The following is a 17,599-nucleotide window of genomic DNA, read 5'->3' on the forward strand; positions in this document are numbered from 1 at the left end:
TGAGGGCGTTGCCATGTGGTGGGTGAAAACGATGAGGTTGCGGCGTCCTGGCAACTGAGTGGTGATGATCAGTGAGAGGAGGAAAAGCCTGGAGACGCTGACTCAAAATCTGACGCGTACTGCTCCTGATTAAGTAACATCGTGTTACGCATAATGTATATTATGTTAAATTATGTATCACGCACTGGCGATGGTAAGTCAGCACCGCCACGCACTCAGTATGCAGCCCGCCCCGATCCAAGGCTGGCCCACGGTTCGCCAATCCCCCACGACGAACCGTATTCCGATTGGGTTACAGCGTATAAGAGATCCCCACTTGCACCGTACGCGGCTCACCGGGATAAGCGTAGAAGTTCAGGAACGAGCCTTCGTCGTACTCACGGTTAAACAAGTTCTTCACGTCGAGGTTGAGTCTGACCTTTTCGTTGACCTTGTAATAGCTAAGCAAGTCGACAACGGTGTAAGCGCCCATCGAGAACGTGTCATTGGCGGTCTGCCCGGCACGCTCGGCTACGTATTTTCCACCTGCGCCAAGGCCAAACCCTTTGAGCGCGCCATCCTGAAACTCGTACACGTTGAGCAGGCTGAAGCTATTGCGCGGAATATTCGCCAGACGTGTTCCGGAGCGCACGGTGGTGTCCCTGGTCACTGCGGCATCCACATAGCCATAGCCACCGATCATGCGCCACTCGGGCGTCAGGTTGCCGGCCACGTTCAGGTCGAAGCCGCGGCTGCGGACTTGCCCTGTCGCGACATTGAAGGCCGAATCAACCGGGTCGACACCCTGGACATTTTTCTTCTCGATCTGATAGATCGCCGCGTCGACGCTCAACTGACGGTCCAGCGCTTCCCACTTAACCCCCACTTCGTAGGACTTGCCCTTCTCCGGCTCGAATCCGCCGCCTTGACGACTGGCACCCGTGTTGGGCTTGAACGAGCGCGCGGCGTCCGCGTAGATCGCAACCGTGTCAGTGAGGTCATACATCACCCCGATGCGCGGCGTGACGGCGTTGTCGGCGGCGTTCCAGCTTCTCACACCGGGCACGTAGGATTCGTACTGGTGCTCGAAGCGCTCAAAGCGCGCACCGGCGAGCACCTTTAAACGCTCGGTCAGCGCCACTTGATCCTGGACGAAGGCGGCGTAAGTCTTGAGGTTTTCTTTGTCGTGGGTGGGCGTACGCGTCAGCGCCGGACGTGGCTGGCCATAGACCGGGTTGAAGATATCGATTGGGAAAGCCCCCGCCGCGCCGCTGGAGCGTTGGATGATCGACTTGTAGTCGTAATCCTCATACTCGATGCCGGTCAGCAACGTGTGATCAAGGCCGCCCGTGGAAAAGCGCCCGGTCAGGTTCAGTTGATAGTCCTGGTCGGTCCAGTCCAGCTTGCGGTAGTTGAAGTTGCGCTGGAGTGTTCGCCCATCGGCGTTGAGGCTGGTGGCATTGTTTGCCTCAACACCATTGCCCTTCATCGTACCGTCCAACCACTGCATACCACCGCCCAGTGTCCAGTTGTCGTTGAGTAGATGCTCGAAGCGCACCTGAGCCATGTTGTTATCGTTGTGCAGGTTACCGGCGTACTTTTCACCCCAGAAGGTCTCACGGGACGGCGTGCCACGCTGGTTGGCGAAGCGGGTCAGACCGCGATCCAGCGGATGATTGTTACGCATGAAGTCGCCTTCGAAAATCACCTTGGTGTCGTCGCTGACCTGCCAGCTCAGTACCGGCGTGACCCCATAGCGTTCGGTTGAGACATGGTCGCGGAAGGTGTCGCCGCCCTCTCCCACCACGTTGAGGCGATAGGCCAGGCGGCCTTGCTCATCCAGCGGGCCGGAGGCATCGAGGGTGCCGCGCTTCATACCCTGATCATCCACCTGGCTACCCAATGTGACCGTACGTTCAGGCAAAGGCTGTTTGGAGACCACGTTGAAGGTACCGCCGGGATCGCCGCGCCCATAGAGCATCGTCGCTGGCCCACGAAGCACTTCAAGGCGCTCAATGCTGTTGGCGTCCGGCATGCTGGGATAGCCCCGGTTGATCGGAAAACCGTTGCGGTAGAACTCTGCTGTTGTAAACCCACGCACCGTGAAGCTGGTAAGCCCTTGGCCACCGAAGTTGTTCGCTCGGCCGACGCCGCCGGCATAGTCCAGGGCCTCCTGCAGGCGAGTCGCGCCAATGTCCTCGACCACGTCCTTGGGCACGACGCTGATGGACTGTGGCGTCTCATGAATTGAGGTGTCTGTGCGCGTGGCACTGGCAGAGCGTGTGGCGCGATACCCTTTGACAGGCCCCTGAGCCGTCTCGGCGTCTACGTCTCCCGTGACGTTGATGGCTTGCAACTCAAGGCTGGCATTTTCGCTGCCGGCAACCTGCGCCCAGGCAACAGGGGCAACCGCCTGAAGTACGCAGAGAGAAATCAGGGTATGACGCATGGGTTTTGGACCTAATGGATGAGCGGACGGGAAGGTAAACCTGCCTGGATTCGGGAGGCATGATATACCAGCAGATCTCATTTGCAACTCATTCTCATTTGAAGGTTTTCGAGTATCGGCTGTGTACCTCTGCCATCCCAGGGCCGGGATGGCAGGAGCAATTTCTCTAACCTGCTTCGACTGCCTTAAGGACCTTGTAGATCTCGGAAATCACCTGCCCCGTCGCCTGTTCAATCGCCCCTTCATTACGGCACAAAACCCAGCCCTGATCACCCGCCGCTCGCAAAAACGCCTGGGTACACTCGACATGCTCCTGCAGCGTATGGATCAACGTACTGCCCATCCCGCGCCGTCGTTGCGCGGCCCTCGACCATGAAATCTCGGGGTCGGTGATAACGCCCACATGCAGGTCTGGCACTCGCACGTGTCGGTCCAGGTTTAACTGCAATATGTCGGCGAACGGGACTGTCCGGCGAAACGCGGCATCTGAGGGGTACCAACGGTCTATCAGGATAATGCTGTCGGCTGGCTGTTTAGTCAGCACGTGCCGGGAAATCCAGAGCCGACTATCCGCAAAGCGCTCACACACTCTCCACTCCGAATCATCGGTGGGGTTTCTGGCGTGTGCGTTGACCAGGGCCATGGTTTCAGCCCTGTAGGGATCGCTTTTTCTCTCGCAAAGACGGATCACCTTTTTGTTGTCTGCCCGCAGTGCCTGGGTGACGGCTTCCAACAGCGTGGTTTTACCCGTGCCTTTCGGCCCATCCAGGGAGACAAATAATGGACGATTCATGCTTCACGTAATGATGGATAAGTGATGAGCACCTTAACGTAGTTTGGGGCCGATGACGCTTGGTGATGCTATGGCTCACGCAGCAAAAAAGACGTGCCCCATGCCAACGGCTCCAACCCCAGGTGCACCGCCAGGCTCTGGCCGATATCGGCAAAGCTGGCTCGCTCGCCCAACCATCCCGCCGCCACGCCTGCACCATAAGCCAGTACGGGCACATGCTCGCGGGTATGGTCGCTGCCCGGGCGCGAGGGATCGCAGCCGTGGTCGGCGCTGATGATCAGCAACGTTTGCGCGTCCATCAACGCCAGTAACTCCGGCAGCCTGCGGTCGAAGGCTTCCAGCGCGGCAGCGTAGCCGGCCAGGTCTCGGCGGTGCCCGTAGAGCATGTCGAAGTCGACGAAATTGGCAAACACCAGGCTGCTGTCGGGTGCTTCCCGGTAGGCCTTGAGCGTGGCATCGAACAGCGCGTCGTTGCCATCGGCCTTGTACAACCGGCTGATGCCTCGGTGAGCGAAAATATCGCCAATCTTGCCCACCGCGTGCACGGTGCCGCCGGCGTCGCAGAGGCGATCAAGCAGCGTCGCTGACGGTGGCGGCACGGTGTAGTCGCGGCGATTGCCGGTGCGCCGGAACTGGCCCGCGTGCTCCCCGGTGAACGGTCGGGCAATGACCCTGCCGACCGTGTATTCATCACACAAGGTGCGCGCGATTTCACACACTCGGTACAGCGCTTCAAGGCCGAAATGGCTTTCATGGGCGGCGATCTGCATCACGCTGTCGGCCGAGGTGTAGCAAATCGGCTGCTGGCTGCGGATGTGTAATTCACCCAAATCGTCCAGCACCGTGGTGCCCGAGGCATGGCAATTGCCCAGGATGCCCGGCAACCCTGCCCGCTCGATCAGGTCGGCCAGCAGTTGGGGTGGAAAGGACTCGGTCGGCTGCTCGAAATAACCCCAGTCAAACAACACTGGCACGCCCATCATTTCCCAATGCCCGGACGGCGTGTCCTTGCCGGATGATTGCTCGCGCGCATGGCCAAAGGCGCCGATCGGTGTCGCGTCGCCCCAGTTGCCTGGCAGCGGGCCATTACCACTGGCCGCCGCTGCGGCGCCCAATCCCAGCTGGCCCAGGTTCGGCAGGTTCAAAGGTCCCCGTCGCAATGGCCCATCGGCCTCACCACGGGCACAGGCTTCGGCGATATGGCGCAAGGTGTCGGCGCCGGTATCGCCAAACAGCGCGGCGTCGGCACTCGCGCCAATGCCCAATGAATCCAGCACTAATACGATGGCCCTGCTCATAGGATTGCCTGGATCAATTCGCGCGAGGCCAGGCGTTCACCGCCCAGCCGATACGCTGCGCGCAAGGCGGATGCGCCCTGCCCGGCCTGCTCTTGGGTGCGCGCGTGAACCCAGCCCAGGGGCCGTTTTGCATTCACCTGTTCGCCGACGAAGGCCAACTCGCTGAAGCCCACGGACAGGTCCAGCACGTCGTCCGGATGGCTGCGTCCACCGCCCAATGTCACCACCGCCAACCCCACGGCGCGGGTGTCGATCTCGGTGACACAGCCCTCCTCCTCGGCCCACACCGGCACCGACACGACCGCCTTGGGTAAATGTTCATCGGGTTTGTCGGTAAAACCCTGCGGGCCGCCCAGCGCAACAACCATCTGCTCAAATCGCTGCAAGGCCGCGCCGCTCTGCCAGGCTTGAAGCAATTGATCACGGGCCTGGGCCTCGTCCCTCGCCAGGCCGGCCATCGTCAGTGCCTGTGTGGCCAGCGCCAACGTCACCGCCCACAGGCGTTCACTGCGCACTTCGCCTTTGAGCAGAGCCACCGCTTCAGCCACTTCCAGGGCATTGCCGGCACTGCGGGCCAGCGGCTGGTCCATGTCGGTGATCAGGGCACGGGTGTTGACTCCGGCGCCGTTGGCCACTGCGACGATGCTGGCGGCCAGAGCTCGCGCCTGCTCAGGTTCAGCCATAAAGGCGCCGTTGCCGGTCTTTACATCCATGATCAACACATCGAGGCCGGCGGCGAGCTTCTTGCCGAGGATCGACGCGGTGATCAGGTCTATCGACTCCACCGAGCCAGTCACATCGCGGATCACGTACAAGCGCTTGTCCGCGGGTGCCAGGTTGGCGGTCTGGCCGATGATCGCGCAGCCGACTTCAGCCACCACCGCGCGCAGGCGTTCGGTGCTGGGTTGGCAGTCGTAGCCGGGGATGCTTTCGAGCTTGTCCAGAGTGCCGCCGGTATGCCCCAGGCCGCGCCCGGAGATCATCGGCACGTAACAGCCACAGGCCGCCAGCAAGGGCGCGAGCAACAAGCTGATCATGTCGCCGACGCCGCCGGTGGAATGCTTGTCGACAATCGGCCCCGGCAGCTCCCACTTCAGTATTTGACCGGAATCGCGCATTGCCTCGGTCAAGGCAATGCGTTCGCTCACGTCCATGCCCTTGATGAACACCGCCATGGCGAACGCCGCCACTTGCCCATCGCTGAGGCTACCGTCGGCAATGCCGGCGACAAACCGTTGAATGTCGATAGCGGCCAGGGCATGCCCGTCGCGCTTACGGCGAATCACTTCTTGTGGCAACCACATACTGTGCTCCTTACAGCGAAATGAAAAAGCCGACAATCGCCGCGCTCATCAGGTTCGAAAGCGTACCGCCGATCATGGCCCGCAAGCCCAGCCGCGCCAGTTCTTGACGCCGTTGCGGGGCGATACCCGTGAGGCCGCCCAGTTGGATGGCAATCGAGGACAGATTGGCAAAGCCGCACAGGGCGAAGGTGACGATCACTTGGGTGTGTGCCGACAACAGCGGCACCCCGGCTGCGGCGGCCTTGTCCGCGGTCAGGTAGTTGGCCAGGTCGGCATAGGCGACGAACTCGTTGAGCACCAGTTTTTCCCCGATAAAACCGCCGGCCAGCACTGCCTCATGCCACGGCACCCCGAGCAGAAAAGCGATCGGCGCCAACACGTGCCCGAGCACCAGTTGCAAGGTCAGCTGCGGGTAGCCAAACCAGTTGCCCGCCCAGCCCAGCAGCCCGTTGAACAAGGCGATCAGCGCGATAAACGAAAGCAGCATGGCGCCCACCGCCAACGCCAGGCGCAAGCCGACCTGCGCGCCCTCGGCAGCCGCGTCGATGATATTGGTCGGCCGATTCTCGGCCTGCCCCAGCTCTTCAATCACCTCGTCGGTGCGCGCCGCTTCGGTTTCCGGTTCCATAAGCTTGGCCATCAACAACGCCCCCGGCGCCGACATGAAACATGCGGCGATCAGGTATTTGAGTTCCACCCCAAGCCCGGCGTAACCGAGCAGCACCGAACCTGCTACCGCGGCAAAACCGCCGACCATCACCGCGAACAACTCAGAGCGCGTCAGCTTGGCAATGAACGGCCGTACCACCAGCGGCACCTCCGACTGGCCGATGAAAATCGCCGACGTCACCACCATCGACTCGACGCGACTGGTGCCCAGCAACAGACGCAGGCCGCCGCCCACCAACCGGATAATCCAGCCCATCACGCCGATGTAATACAGCACCGAGATAAAGCTGCCGAAGAACACAATCATCGGCAACACCCGGATAGCGAATACAAACCCGCCATTTCCGAACACTTCAAACATATGCGGAGAACTCAAACCGCCGAACAAAAACTCGATGCCTTTGTTGGCGTAGAGCTGCAGGGAGGCTACCGCGCCCGACAGCGCGGCGAGCACCTTCTGGCCCCAGGGCACGTACAGCGCAAAAGCGCCGATCAGGACCTGGATCACAAAGGCGACCGAAACCGTGCGCCAGTTGATCGAGCGTCGCTGGTGGGATAAAGCAATGGCAATGACAATAAGGGTCGCTATTCCGACAAGACTGATCATGCAGGCGTCTCAATAATGGACCGAGCGGACACAGGCCAATTGGCCTGCCCAGGATTAGAAAGCGTCGAAAGCACCCGGCAACAATTGCGCCAGGGTCCAGGTACGCGTGGCGGCCGGGTCACTGCCCTGGCAAATCACCACTGCATCCTTGGCCATCAACTCCAGCATCACCTGGCGGCAGGCACCGCAAGGGCTTATCAGTGAAACGTTGGGTGCGTAAACCGCGATGGCCCTGAAACTGCCCGGCGCATGGCCCTGGCTGATGGCACTGAACAAAGCGCTGCGTTCGGCACAATTGGTCAGCCCGTAGGAGATGTTCTCCACGTTGCAGCCCAGTACGACCTCACCATCGGCGGTCAGCAATGCCGCGCCGACCGGAAACCTGGAATAAGGCGAATACGTGCGTTCGGCCGCCCGCTTGGCCTCTTCCATCAAACGCTGTTCAATTGTCATTTACAGGGGCATCCCATTTTCTTGCGAGCACGTCCAGGACGGTCGTGACGCTCTTATGGGTGTTATTAAAATAACATTTGGTGTGAATACTCAATCTTTATTTTTGCCTGCGGGCAAAACCCGGATCTTTACTTTCGCGTAAATCCTCCATGCCCTAGGTATGCTCCGCTTTTATTGCCTGACACTGCCTTCGGGGTGCCTGCCAGCGCCTGCGCCACCCTGGGTCCTGGATGAAGCAAACGCATTCAAATGGGGCGCGGCGATCGTAATGCCGGATTTTTTGCGAACAACAAGGATTGAGATGAATATCGGCGCTGTTGAAGATCTGCTTAACGAGTTCCATCTCTGGTATGACGTGGACCAACAGGCCAAACGTCGCTACCAGGCGCAATTGGCCCCTGACTTTCAGCTCATGGCGTTTTTGCGAAGCGACGAGAACGCCCTCTCCGCCTATCTGAGCTTGCTGCTCGATCCGAATGGCGCACACGGGCAGAGTGATCTGTATTTGAGCAGCTTCCTGCGTCTGTTTCAGGATCAGAAATTTCACCCCGCGCCAGCGGAACACAAGAGCAACCACACGGAGTTCAGGCTGCCCAGCGGTCGCCGTCTGGACATGTACCTGCGCTTCAGTTCTGGCAGCGTAGCAATCGAGAACAAACCTTGGGCGCCCGATCAACCCAACCAATTGCTCGACTACGCAATCTACCTTAACAAGCAGCATGGTGATGAGTGGTTGCTCATCTACCTAAGCAATGGTGATGTTTGCGAACGCAGCCTCCCCATGGGCACGCCAGCCTCACTCGCTGAACGGATCGTCACCTTTGATTTCTTCCGTCTCAAGGCGTGGCTCGAAGACTGTGCGCGTCATACGCGGGCAAACTCAGTAAGGGTGTTCGTTGAGGCGCTCGCCCAGTTTGTAGATCAACACATCAATGGAGAACGGCATTTGGACACAACCCAGGAACTCACGCGGTTGTTGCTGCGCAATGACAAAAACATCAAGGCTGCATTCTTGATTTCCCAGCAGTTGCGTGAGGCCAAGCGCGAAATGTGGCGAGGCTTTCTGGCTCACCTGAAACTCAACCTTAGTCACTTAAATGCTGAGTTGTTTTGGGACCAGACATTGCTGGACGGTTCGCCGCAAGGGTCGTTCAGTATTCGTTTTGATCCCTCACACCTGTTTGGCCTCGGCTGGGCGTTTGATCGGGGTAATCACGGCAGGCTCTATTTCGGGATATGCCGCTGGGACGAAGGTGAACATGCTGAGCTGGATGTTCAGCGGCTCGGTAAACACATGGACGCACTGTGTGATGTGTCAGGCGGCACGACGAAATGGTGGCCCTGGTGGACATACGACGCCCGCGCATTCTCCTCGCTGCCCATTGCATCGGACTGGAGCGTTGATCCGGATGCCTGGCTAATGCTAAATGACCGTGAGCAGACGGGTTTTGCCTTTCAGGTCATCGAAATGGTCAAGCGTGTGCAACTCGAGTTTGACTGGACACTGCTCAACCCTCGACAGGGTTGAGCCCGTTGTAACCTCGAGTCTGTTATTGCTGGTACGGTGGCCTGCGCTGATAAGTTGCAACAGGCCACCCGCGCCCAAAACCCTCTACGCAACGCCCAACCCCAAACTCTCGCGTAACGTCGTGCCTTCATACGCCGCGCGATAAACCCCGCGCTCTTGCAACAACGGTATGACTTCCCGGGTAAACCGCGTGAACTGCCCCGGATGCCCAATATAAATATTGAACCCATCCACCGCCCGCGCCTGGAGCCAATCGGCCATTTTTTTCGCGACAGTATCCGCCGTCCCCACAAACGCCCCCGGCCGCAGTTGCCGGCCAAATTCAACCGTCTGACGCAAGGTAAACCCCTTCTCCCGCGCCTGATCAGCAATGCGCTTGGCATTGGTAAAAAAGCTGCTGCGTGCAGCCTCCAGACTCTCCTGCGGAAACGGCGCATCCAGGTCGTATTGGCTGAAATCATGCCAGCCGAAATTACGCCCAAACTCCTTCAGTGCCAGCTCAAAACTATGGTCAGCCTGATGGTAATACTGCTCGATTTCACGCGCATGCTCGTCGGTATCGCCTACATAGATTTCCGCGCCGGGCATCACCAGTAACTGCTCCGGGTCGCGCCCGTGTTGCAGCGCCCTGCCCTTTATATCCCGGTAAAACGCCCGGCCCTGCTCGATGCTGGCGGCGTGAGTGAAGATCACATCGGCGGTGGCGGCGCCCAGGTCGCGGCCTTGTTCCGAGTCACCGGCCTGGAAGATCACCGGCTGGCCTTGGGGCGAGCGCTGGATATTCAGCGGGCCGACCACTGAAAAGTGCTCGCCCTTGTGGTTCAGGCTGTGCAGTTTGCTGGGGTCGAGAAACTGGCCCGTCGCACGGTCGCGCACGAAGGCGTCATCCTCATAGGAATTCCACAAGCCCTGTACCACCTGGACATGTTCGGCGGCGCGGCCGTAGCGGGTGTCGTAGTCGTAATGCTCGTCACGGCTGTAGTTGCCGGCGGTGCCAGCGTCACCGCTGGTGACCACGTTCCAGCCGGCGCGGCCTTTGCTGATCAGGTCCAGGGAGGCCAAGCGCCGTGCCACGTTGTAGGGCGAGTTGTAGGACGTTGTCAGTGTGCCGACCAAACCGATATGCCGTGTGCTGACGGCCAATGCCGATAACAGGGTCAGCGGCTCCAGGCGATTGAGGTAATGGGACGGCGAGCCGGGCGTGATGAACTGGCTGTCGACGATAAATATCAAGTCGAACAGTGCGGCCTCCGCCTGGCGGGCAATGTCGATGTACCAGTCGACGTTGACGCTGGCATCGGCCGGTAACTCGGGGTCAAGCCATAGGTTATGGCGGCCGGGGCCGCCGCAGCCCATCGTCAGGGCGCCAAGTTTCAGCTGTCTTTTAGTCATTTGTTCAGTGTTCCTTGAAGCGTTTTGGCCACGGCGGGTTGCAAGGCGGCCGCGAATGAATCGTCGAACAGGCTGGCCGCCGAATAGGACTTGACCAGGCCTTGGCTGGCAAAAAAGTCCACGGTCTTTTGCGCTTCCACCGGTGACTGGGCCGTGACCGGCTCAACCGTGGTGCGCGCGCGGGCAAACCAGGCGCGGGCGATGTCGGCATCGGCGCGGGTACGTTTGGCCCAGGCATCCGCATACGCATCGGCATTGGCCGGGCTTTGGCGTGTCCAGTCGCGGGCCTTCTTCAAGCGCTGCAGAAAGTCGCTGATGGGTGCGCGTTTGCTCTCCAAGGCCTTGGTGTTGGCGGCAATAAAGCTCTGCGCAGGTATCAACCCCTCAGCCGTTGCCAGCACCCGTGCGCCTTGGCGTTCCTGCTGGGTAACGTAGGGTTCCCAGGTGGCGATCACATCAACCGAGCCGCCTTCCAACGCATGGGAAGCATCCAGCGCGCTGAGGTAACGCAGCTCCAGCGAGTCATGTGGCACGCCGGCTTTGTCCAGCGCCGTCAGCAGCAGTTGCTGGCTCCAGGAGCCTTTCCAGATGGCCGCGCGCTTGCCGGCAAGGTCGGCAAGGCTGTGGATCGAGGAGTCTTTTCTGACCAGAATCGCCACGCCTTCGAGGTTCTGTCGGCTGATGCCAATCACTTTGATCGGCGCGCCGAGTGCCCCCAGGAACAACACCGGCGCATCCCCCAGCAGGCCGATGTCCAGGCTGTTGGCATTCAGCGCTTCGGCGACGGGCGAGCCGGCGGTGAATTGTTTCCATTCCAGGGTGTAGGGCAGGTCGTTGAGCACCCCCGCTGCTTCCATCACGGCCTGGGCGTTGTAGCTTTGGTCGCCTACCACCAGCGTTTGCGCGTGCGCAGTCAGGCATAGCAAGGCGGCGGTCATCCCGGCCGTCAGTGTTGTCAGGTAACGCACGTTTTTCTCCAGAAGCCTGTTTATAAGGAGGGAGAAGATGAGGGACTGATCATCCTGTGTAAAATACTGATTATGCATATCCTAATTCTACAAGAATGCGGAATATGCATTTTATAGCCATCAGTGCATCGGAAACTCAGGGGGCGACATTGCATAGCGCCCGGCACCACCTACACTGGTTTGAGTCCAGCGTCCCTGATGCACCTGCAGTCATTGCTCAACAAAAAAACAGTTAGCCAACTGATTAATAGAGTCAACATGAAAGAGCAGCATCGGCAGCGTGTATCACACGTTCTCGCTCCGCTTAGCCTCCTGTGCCTGGCCCTCGCCGGCTGCACCGTCGGGCCGGATTTCGCCCGACCCGATGTGGCCGCGAACGCCGACTATTCAAAAGAAAAACTCACCACCACCGCCCACGCCGATATCGACACCGGTGGCGCCGCGCAGCGGCTGATCGCCGGGATGGATATTCCCGGGCAATGGTGGACACTGTTTCGTTCGCCCGCCTTGAACGCATTGGTCGAAGAAGCCTTGAAGGCCAACCCGGATGTGAGCGCCGCGCAAGCCGCGTTGCGCCAGGCCAACGAGCTGATCTATGCCGATCAAGCTTCGTTGTTCCCGTCGGTGAGCGGCAATGTGCAGAAGGCCCGTGAGAAAGTCTCGGGGGTCACCTCCGGCGTGCCGCAATCGCCAATACTGACCGTCAGTTCAGCGTCGCTGAGCGTCTCCTATGCCCCGGATGTGTTTGGCGGTACGCGCCGGCAAATCGAGTCGACCACGGCGCAGGCCGAATACCAGCGCTTCCAGCTGGAGGCGACTTACCTGACCCTGACCGCCAATGTGGTCAATACCGCCATCAGCCTCGCGTCTGTGCGTGATCAAATCGCGTCTACCGAGGAAATCATTCGCCTGCAGGGCGGCCAGCTTGACCTGCTGCAAGCCCAGCGGCGTTTGGGGGCGATTGGCGATTCCGACGTGCTGACCCAGCAAACCGCACTGGCGCAAACCCGTGCGACCTTGCCGCCGTTGCAAAAGCAATTGGCGCAGACACGCAATCAGTTGATGGCCTACCTGGGGCGCTTCCCGAATCAGGACCAGGGCGAACGCTTCAACCTGGCGTCTTTACGGCTGCCCGAAGAACTGCCGGTGAGCCTGCCCTCGGCCATTGTTGGCCAGCGGCCGGATGTGCGTTCAGCCGAGGCTCAATTGCATCAGGCCAGCGCCAATATCGGCGTGGCCGTCGCCAACCAGTTGCCGCAGTTCAGCATTACCGGCTCGCTGGGTTCCACGGTGGCAAGCGGGACCAAGCTGTTTTCATCGGGCTCTGGCGTGTGGAGCCTGGCGGGTTCAATCACCCAGCCGATCTTTGACGCTGGCGCACTCGAACACCGCAAACGCGCAGCCGTGGCCGCTTACGACGAGTCGGCGGCGCGTTATCGCGGCACGGTGGTGACCGCCTTCCAGGACGTGGCCAACGCACTGCGGGCGCTGGAAGCCGACGCCGACGCGCTCAACCAGCAGGTCGTGGCAGAGCGCTCCGCGCAGGCCAACCTGGATCTGGTCCAGGCCCAGTTCCGTCTCGGCGCGGTGGCCTATATCAACCTGCTCACGGCCCAGCAGACCTATCAAAACACTGCACTGTCACGCGTGAAGGCCCAGGCCGCCCGCTACAGCGACACCACCGCCCTCTTCCAGGCCCTGGGTGGCGGTTGGTGGAACCGTGCGGATGTAAATCCGGACACCAAGGGCAGCCCGGATCGCTTCGGCCTGCCGTCGTGGCAGGAAATCATGCCGGCCAAGAGCAAAGCCGCGCCGGCCGATGCCGCGCGGCTCAACTGAATCAACAGTGAGAAACCCCATGGCTGAAGTCACCCCTGTCTCTGCCCCACCACCGGCCCCCAATGGCCCGCGCAAGCGGCGACTGTGGCGGCCGATGCTGATCATGATCGTGGTGGTGCTGGTGATTGTCGCGATCATTGCCGGGGTGAAGTTCGTGCAGATCTCGGCGCTGATCGCCCAGTCCAAACAGCCCTTGCCTGCAGCGGTGGTGACGGCGATGCAGGTGCCATTCAGCGATTGGCAACCCAGCGTCTCGGCGGTGGGCTCGATGAAGGCAGTGCGCGGCGTAGATGTGACCACGGAAGTGGGCGGCATCGTGCGCACCATCGGGTTCAAACCCGGCCAGGATGTCGAAGCCCAGGCACTGCTGGTGCAGTTGAATGCCGACTCCGACATCGCGCAACTGCACTCGCTCGAGGCCACAGCCGACCTCGCCGTCATCGTGCTCAAGCGCGACAAGGCGCAACTGGCGGTCAACGCAATCTCCCAGGCCCAGGTCGACAGCGACACCGCCGACTTGAAGGCCAAGCTTGCCGCCGCCGAGCAGCAGCGTGCGCTGGTGGCGAAAAAGACCATTCGCGCACCGTTTGCCGGGCGCATCGGTATCACCAGCGTCAACCCCGGCCAATACCTCAACCCCGGCGACAAGATCGCCACATTGCAGACGTTTGATCCTGTCTATATCGACTTCAGTGTACCGCAGACGCAGATGGAAGCCATCGCCATTGGCCAAAGCGTCGCGGTAACGGCTGACGGCCTGTCCAACCAGACGTTCAAGGGCCGCATCAGCACCATCGACACCCAGTTCGATGCCACCACGCGCAACATTACCGTTGAAGCAACCGTGGAGAACCCCAAGCAAAACCTGGTGCCCGGCATGTTTGCCCGTGCCGTGGTCAGCTCGGGCGCCACCCAACGCTACCTCACCGTCCCGCAAACGTCGGTGACCTACAACCCGTATGGCACCACGGTGTTCATTGCCACCTCGAGCAAGAATGACAAGGGTGACGAGGTGCTCACCGCGCAACAGACCTTTATCAAGACCGGGCCGACCCGTGGCGATCAGGTCGCGATCCTGTCCGGCGTCAAGGAAGGCGATCTGTTGATCACCAGCGGCCAGATGAAGCTCAAGAACGGCTCGCCGGTGAAGGTCGACAACAGCGCCGCGCCGCTGAACGACCCGGCGCCGACGCCCCAAGAACATTAAAGGTGTCCCATGAAGCTTACCGATACCTTTATCCAGCGACCGGTGTGGGCCATCGTCGTCTCGCTGTTCATTCTGATCCTGGGGCTGCGCTCGATTTTTGAACTGCCGGTGAATCAATGGCCGCGCACCGAAAATACCGTGGTCACCATCACCACTTCCTACTACGGCGCCGACGCCTCCACGGTCGCCGGTTTTATTACCCAACCGCTGGAATCGGCGATTGCCCAGGCCCAGGGCATCGACTACCTGGCTTCGTCGAGCATCACCGGCATCTCGACCATCACCGCCACGCTGCGGCTGAACTACGACGCCAGCAAAGCCCTTACCGAGATCAACACACAGGTCAATTCGGTCAAGAACCAGTTGCCGGCGCAAGCCCAGGAGCCGGTGCTGACCATTGCCGTGGGGCAGACCACCGACGCCATGTACCTGGGTTTTTACAGCGACACGCTGCCGACCAATAACATCACCGACTACCTGGTGCGGGTGGTCAAGCCCAAGCTGGACTCGATCCAGGGCGTGCAAACCGCCGAGATCCTCGGCGGGCGCCAGTTCGCCCTGCGCGCCTGGCTGGACCCGGACAAACTGGCGGCGCATAACGTCACCGCGCAGGACGTGTCCACGGCGCTGGCCAACAATAACTACCTGTCGGCCGTTGGTTCGACACGTGGGCAAACCGTGACGGTCGACCTCACCGCCGGCACCGATTTGCACACGGTGGATGAGTTCAAGCGGCTGGTGATCAAGCAGAAAGGCGATGCGCTGGTGTACCTGGAGGATGTGGCCACCGTCACCCTTGGCGCCGAGAACTATGACAGCAGCGTGGCGTTTTCCGGCAAGCGCTCGGTGTTTATTGGCATCAAGGCGGCGCCCACCGCCAATATCCTCACCGTCGCCAGCAGCGTGCGCGAAGCCTTCCCCGAGTTGCAATCGCAACTGCCGGCCGGCGTGCGCGGCGAAATTGTGTATGACTCCACCGCGTTTATTAACACCTCGATTTACGAGGTGGTGAAGACCCTGGTCGAGGCCATGATCATTGTGTCGGTGGTGATCTACCTGTTCCTCGGCTCGTTCCGCGCGGTGATCGTGCCGTTGGTGGCGATCCCGTTGTCGTTGGTCGGCACCTTCTTTGTGATGTACCTGCTGGGCTATTCGATCAACCTGCTGACCTTGCTCGCACTGGTATTGGCCATCGGCCTGGTGGTGGACGACGCGATTATCGTGGTGGAAAACGTCGACCGGCACATCAAGGAAGAAGGCAAAGGCGTGCTGGAGGCCGCGCTGGTGGCGGCGCGGGAGTTGGGCGGGCCGATCATCGCGATGACTGTGGTGCTGATTGCCGCCTATGTGCCGATCGGGCTGCGCAGCGGGCTGACGGGCGCATTGTTCAAGGAGTTCTGTTTCTCGCTGGCGGGCGCTGTGACCGTGTCGGCCGTGGTGGCGTTGACCCTTTCACCGATGATGACCTCCAAGTTGTTCAAACCAGGGCAGGAAGAAGGTCGTTTCGCGCGCAAGCTCGATGACTATTTTGATTGGTTGCGCAAGCGTTACCACCGCGTGCTGGCGGGCGGCCTGAATATCTGGCCGGTGCTGGTGACCTTTGGTTTTGTGCTGTTCTTGCTGGTGGCCGCCAGTGGCATGACGGCCAAGAGTGAGCTGTCGCCCACCGAGGACCAAGGGCTGGTGTTTATGCAGATCAAAGGCCCACCCACCGCCTCACCGCAGCAGATGGAGCGGATTGCCGACCAGGCCTTCCAGATCGCCAATAAAGAGCCGGAATACGCGCAGATGTTCCAGCTCACCGGCCTGCCCGCGCTCAACCAGGGCCTGGGCGGCGTGCTGCTTAAAACCTGGGATGAGCGCACACGCTCCCAGGCCCAACTGATTCTGGATTTGCAGCAAAAGTGGAACCAGGTGCCGGGCGCCACCATTGCCGCCTTCCCGCTGCCCTCGCTGCCGGGCGCCCAAGGGCTGCCGGTGCAGTTTGTGATCACCACCACCGATTCGGTGGAAAACCTCAACGAAGTGGCGCAGGCGGTGATGGCCGAGGCACAGAAACAGCAGCTGTTCTGGTTCTCCGACATGGATTTGAAACTCGACAAACCTCAAGCCAAGCTGGTGGTGGACCGCGAAAAAATCGCCGCGCTGGGCATGACCCAAGCCGATGTAGGTGCCGCGCTGTCGGCGGCACTGGGTGGCAATTATGTGAACTACTTCTCCACCGCCGGGCGCTCCTACAAAGTCATTCCCCAGGTGCTGCAAGTCGACCGCCTCAACCCGGACCAGATTCTCGATTACTACATCCGCACGCCATCGGGCAGCATGATCCAGGCGCGCACGGTGGCGCACATCGAGACCTCGACCCAGCCGGAATCGATCAACCACTTCCAGCAACTCAACTCGGCAACGCTATCGGGCGTCAGCGGCGTGGCCCAGGGCGAGTTGCTGGCCAAGCTCAATACCATCCTCACCAACGTGGCACCGTCGGGCTACACCTCGGATTTCTCCGGCGAGTCGCGCCAGTTCATTCAGGAGTCTGGCGGCTTCGTCGGGCTGCTGTTGTTTTCGATCCTGATCGTTTACCTGGCGCTGGCGTTCCAGTTCGAGAGCTTTCGCGACCCGGTGGTGATTCTGTTCTCGGTGCCGCCTGCCCTGTTCGGCGCCCTGGCCTTTATCACCATGGGCTACGCCTCGATCAACGTGTACACCCAGGTCGGTTTGGTGACGTTGCTGGGGCTGATCACCAAGCACGGCATCCTGATCGTGCAGTTTGCCAACGAATTGCAGCGCGCTGGTCACAGCAAGCGTGAGGCGATTGAAGAAGCGGCGGCGGTGCGGCTGCGGCCGATCCTGATGACCACCGCCGCCATGGTGTTGGGCGTGGTGCCCTTGGTGTGGGCGTCGGGCGCTGGCGCTGCGGGGCGGCATGATATGGGCCTGGTGATCTTCAGCGGGCTGTCGATTGGCACGTTGCTGACGCTGTTTATGGTGCCGGCGATGTATATGTTTATTGGTGAAACCCATCATAAGGACGTCGAACAACCGGGATCCGTGCCCGTGGCGGTGCCTGACCACAGCCGGTAACCTGAGCGCTCACCCACGCTGACCACCGA

12 protein-coding genes are annotated in these 17,599 nt (G+C 60.6%); 4 read left to right on the forward strand and 8 right to left on the reverse strand.

Annotated features, from left to right (window positions below; all coding sequences use genetic code 11):
• Positions 1–292: 292 nt before the first annotated feature.
• The 6 genes from HX790_RS22985 to HX790_RS23010 all read right to left on the reverse strand — a co-directional run bounded on the left by HX790_RS22985 (position 293) and on the right by HX790_RS23010 (position 7,552).
• Positions 293–2,428: a TonB-dependent siderophore receptor gene (locus tag HX790_RS22985; protein WP_176992211.1), complete on the reverse strand. Its 2,136-nt coding sequence runs from the start codon at positions 2,426–2,428 to the stop codon at positions 293–295.
• A 166-nt stretch (positions 2,429–2,594) separates the two neighbouring features.
• Entirely contained in the window at positions 2,595–3,221 is a 627-nt protein-coding gene (locus tag HX790_RS22990) for a dTMP kinase (protein WP_169986009.1), read from the reverse strand.
• A gap of 68 nt (positions 3,222–3,289) precedes the next feature.
• On the reverse strand, positions 3,290–4,519 hold the full coding sequence (locus HX790_RS22995) for a phosphopentomutase (protein WP_176992212.1): 1,230 nt from the start codon (positions 4,517–4,519) through the stop codon (positions 3,290–3,292).
• Complete coding sequence (gene deoA / locus HX790_RS23000; protein ID WP_017135631.1) at positions 4,516–5,823, reverse strand: thymidine phosphorylase; 1,308 nt, start codon at positions 5,821–5,823, stop codon at positions 4,516–4,518. The genes HX790_RS22995 and deoA overlap by 4 nt, the downstream gene beginning before the upstream one ends.
• Positions 5,824–5,833: 10 nt before the next feature.
• Entirely contained in the window at positions 5,834–7,099 is a 1,266-nt protein-coding gene (locus HX790_RS23005; protein WP_176992213.1) for a NupC/NupG family nucleoside CNT transporter, read from the reverse strand.
• Positions 7,100–7,153: 54 nt separating this feature from the next.
• Complete coding sequence (locus HX790_RS23010) at positions 7,154–7,552, reverse strand: cytidine deaminase (RefSeq protein ID WP_138453897.1); 399 nt, start codon at positions 7,550–7,552, stop codon at positions 7,154–7,156.
• Between the two features lie 268 nt (positions 7,553–7,820).
• Between HX790_RS23010 and HX790_RS23015 the strand changes: the two genes are divergently transcribed.
• A complete protein-coding gene (locus tag HX790_RS23015; protein WP_236459000.1) occupies positions 7,821–9,080 on the forward strand; it encodes a PD-(D/E)XK nuclease family protein in 1,260 nt (419 codons plus the stop codon).
• 84 nt (positions 9,081–9,164) lie between these two features.
• On the opposite strand, the gene HX790_RS23020 is transcribed toward HX790_RS23015, so the two are convergent.
• Positions 9,165–10,472, reverse strand: a complete 1,308-nt coding sequence (locus HX790_RS23020; RefSeq protein ID WP_176992214.1) for an LLM class flavin-dependent oxidoreductase — start codon at positions 10,470–10,472, stop codon at positions 9,165–9,167.
• The gene (locus tag HX790_RS23025) at positions 10,469–11,440 is read right to left on the reverse strand and encodes an ABC transporter substrate-binding protein (protein WP_170037214.1); all 972 of its coding nucleotides are present in this window, start codon (positions 11,438–11,440) and stop codon (positions 10,469–10,471) included. Before HX790_RS23025 ends, HX790_RS23020 begins: the two co-directional genes overlap by 4 nt.
• 258 nt (positions 11,441–11,698) lie before the next feature.
• On the opposite strand from HX790_RS23025, the gene HX790_RS23030 reads away from it, so the two are divergent.
• From HX790_RS23030 to HX790_RS23040, 3 genes are all read left to right on the forward strand, one after another.
• Entirely contained in the window at positions 11,699–13,279 is a 1,581-nt protein-coding gene (locus HX790_RS23030; RefSeq protein WP_176992215.1) for an efflux transporter outer membrane subunit, read from the forward strand.
• A 94-nt stretch (positions 13,280–13,373) separates the two neighbouring features.
• Positions 13,374–14,486, forward strand: a complete 1,113-nt coding sequence (locus tag HX790_RS23035) for an efflux RND transporter periplasmic adaptor subunit (RefSeq protein ID WP_170037736.1) — start codon at positions 13,374–13,376, stop codon at positions 14,484–14,486.
• Positions 14,487–14,495: 9 nt separating this feature from the next.
• Positions 14,496–17,570: an efflux RND transporter permease subunit gene (locus tag HX790_RS23040; RefSeq protein WP_099549768.1), complete on the forward strand. Its 3,075-nt coding sequence runs from the start codon at positions 14,496–14,498 to the stop codon at positions 17,568–17,570.
• Positions 17,571–17,599 lie beyond the last annotated feature (29 nt).

The organism is Pseudomonas sp. IPO3747 (assembly GCF_013385245.1).
Classification (GTDB): domain Bacteria; phylum Pseudomonadota; class Gammaproteobacteria; order Pseudomonadales; family Pseudomonadaceae; genus Aquipseudomonas; species Aquipseudomonas edaphica.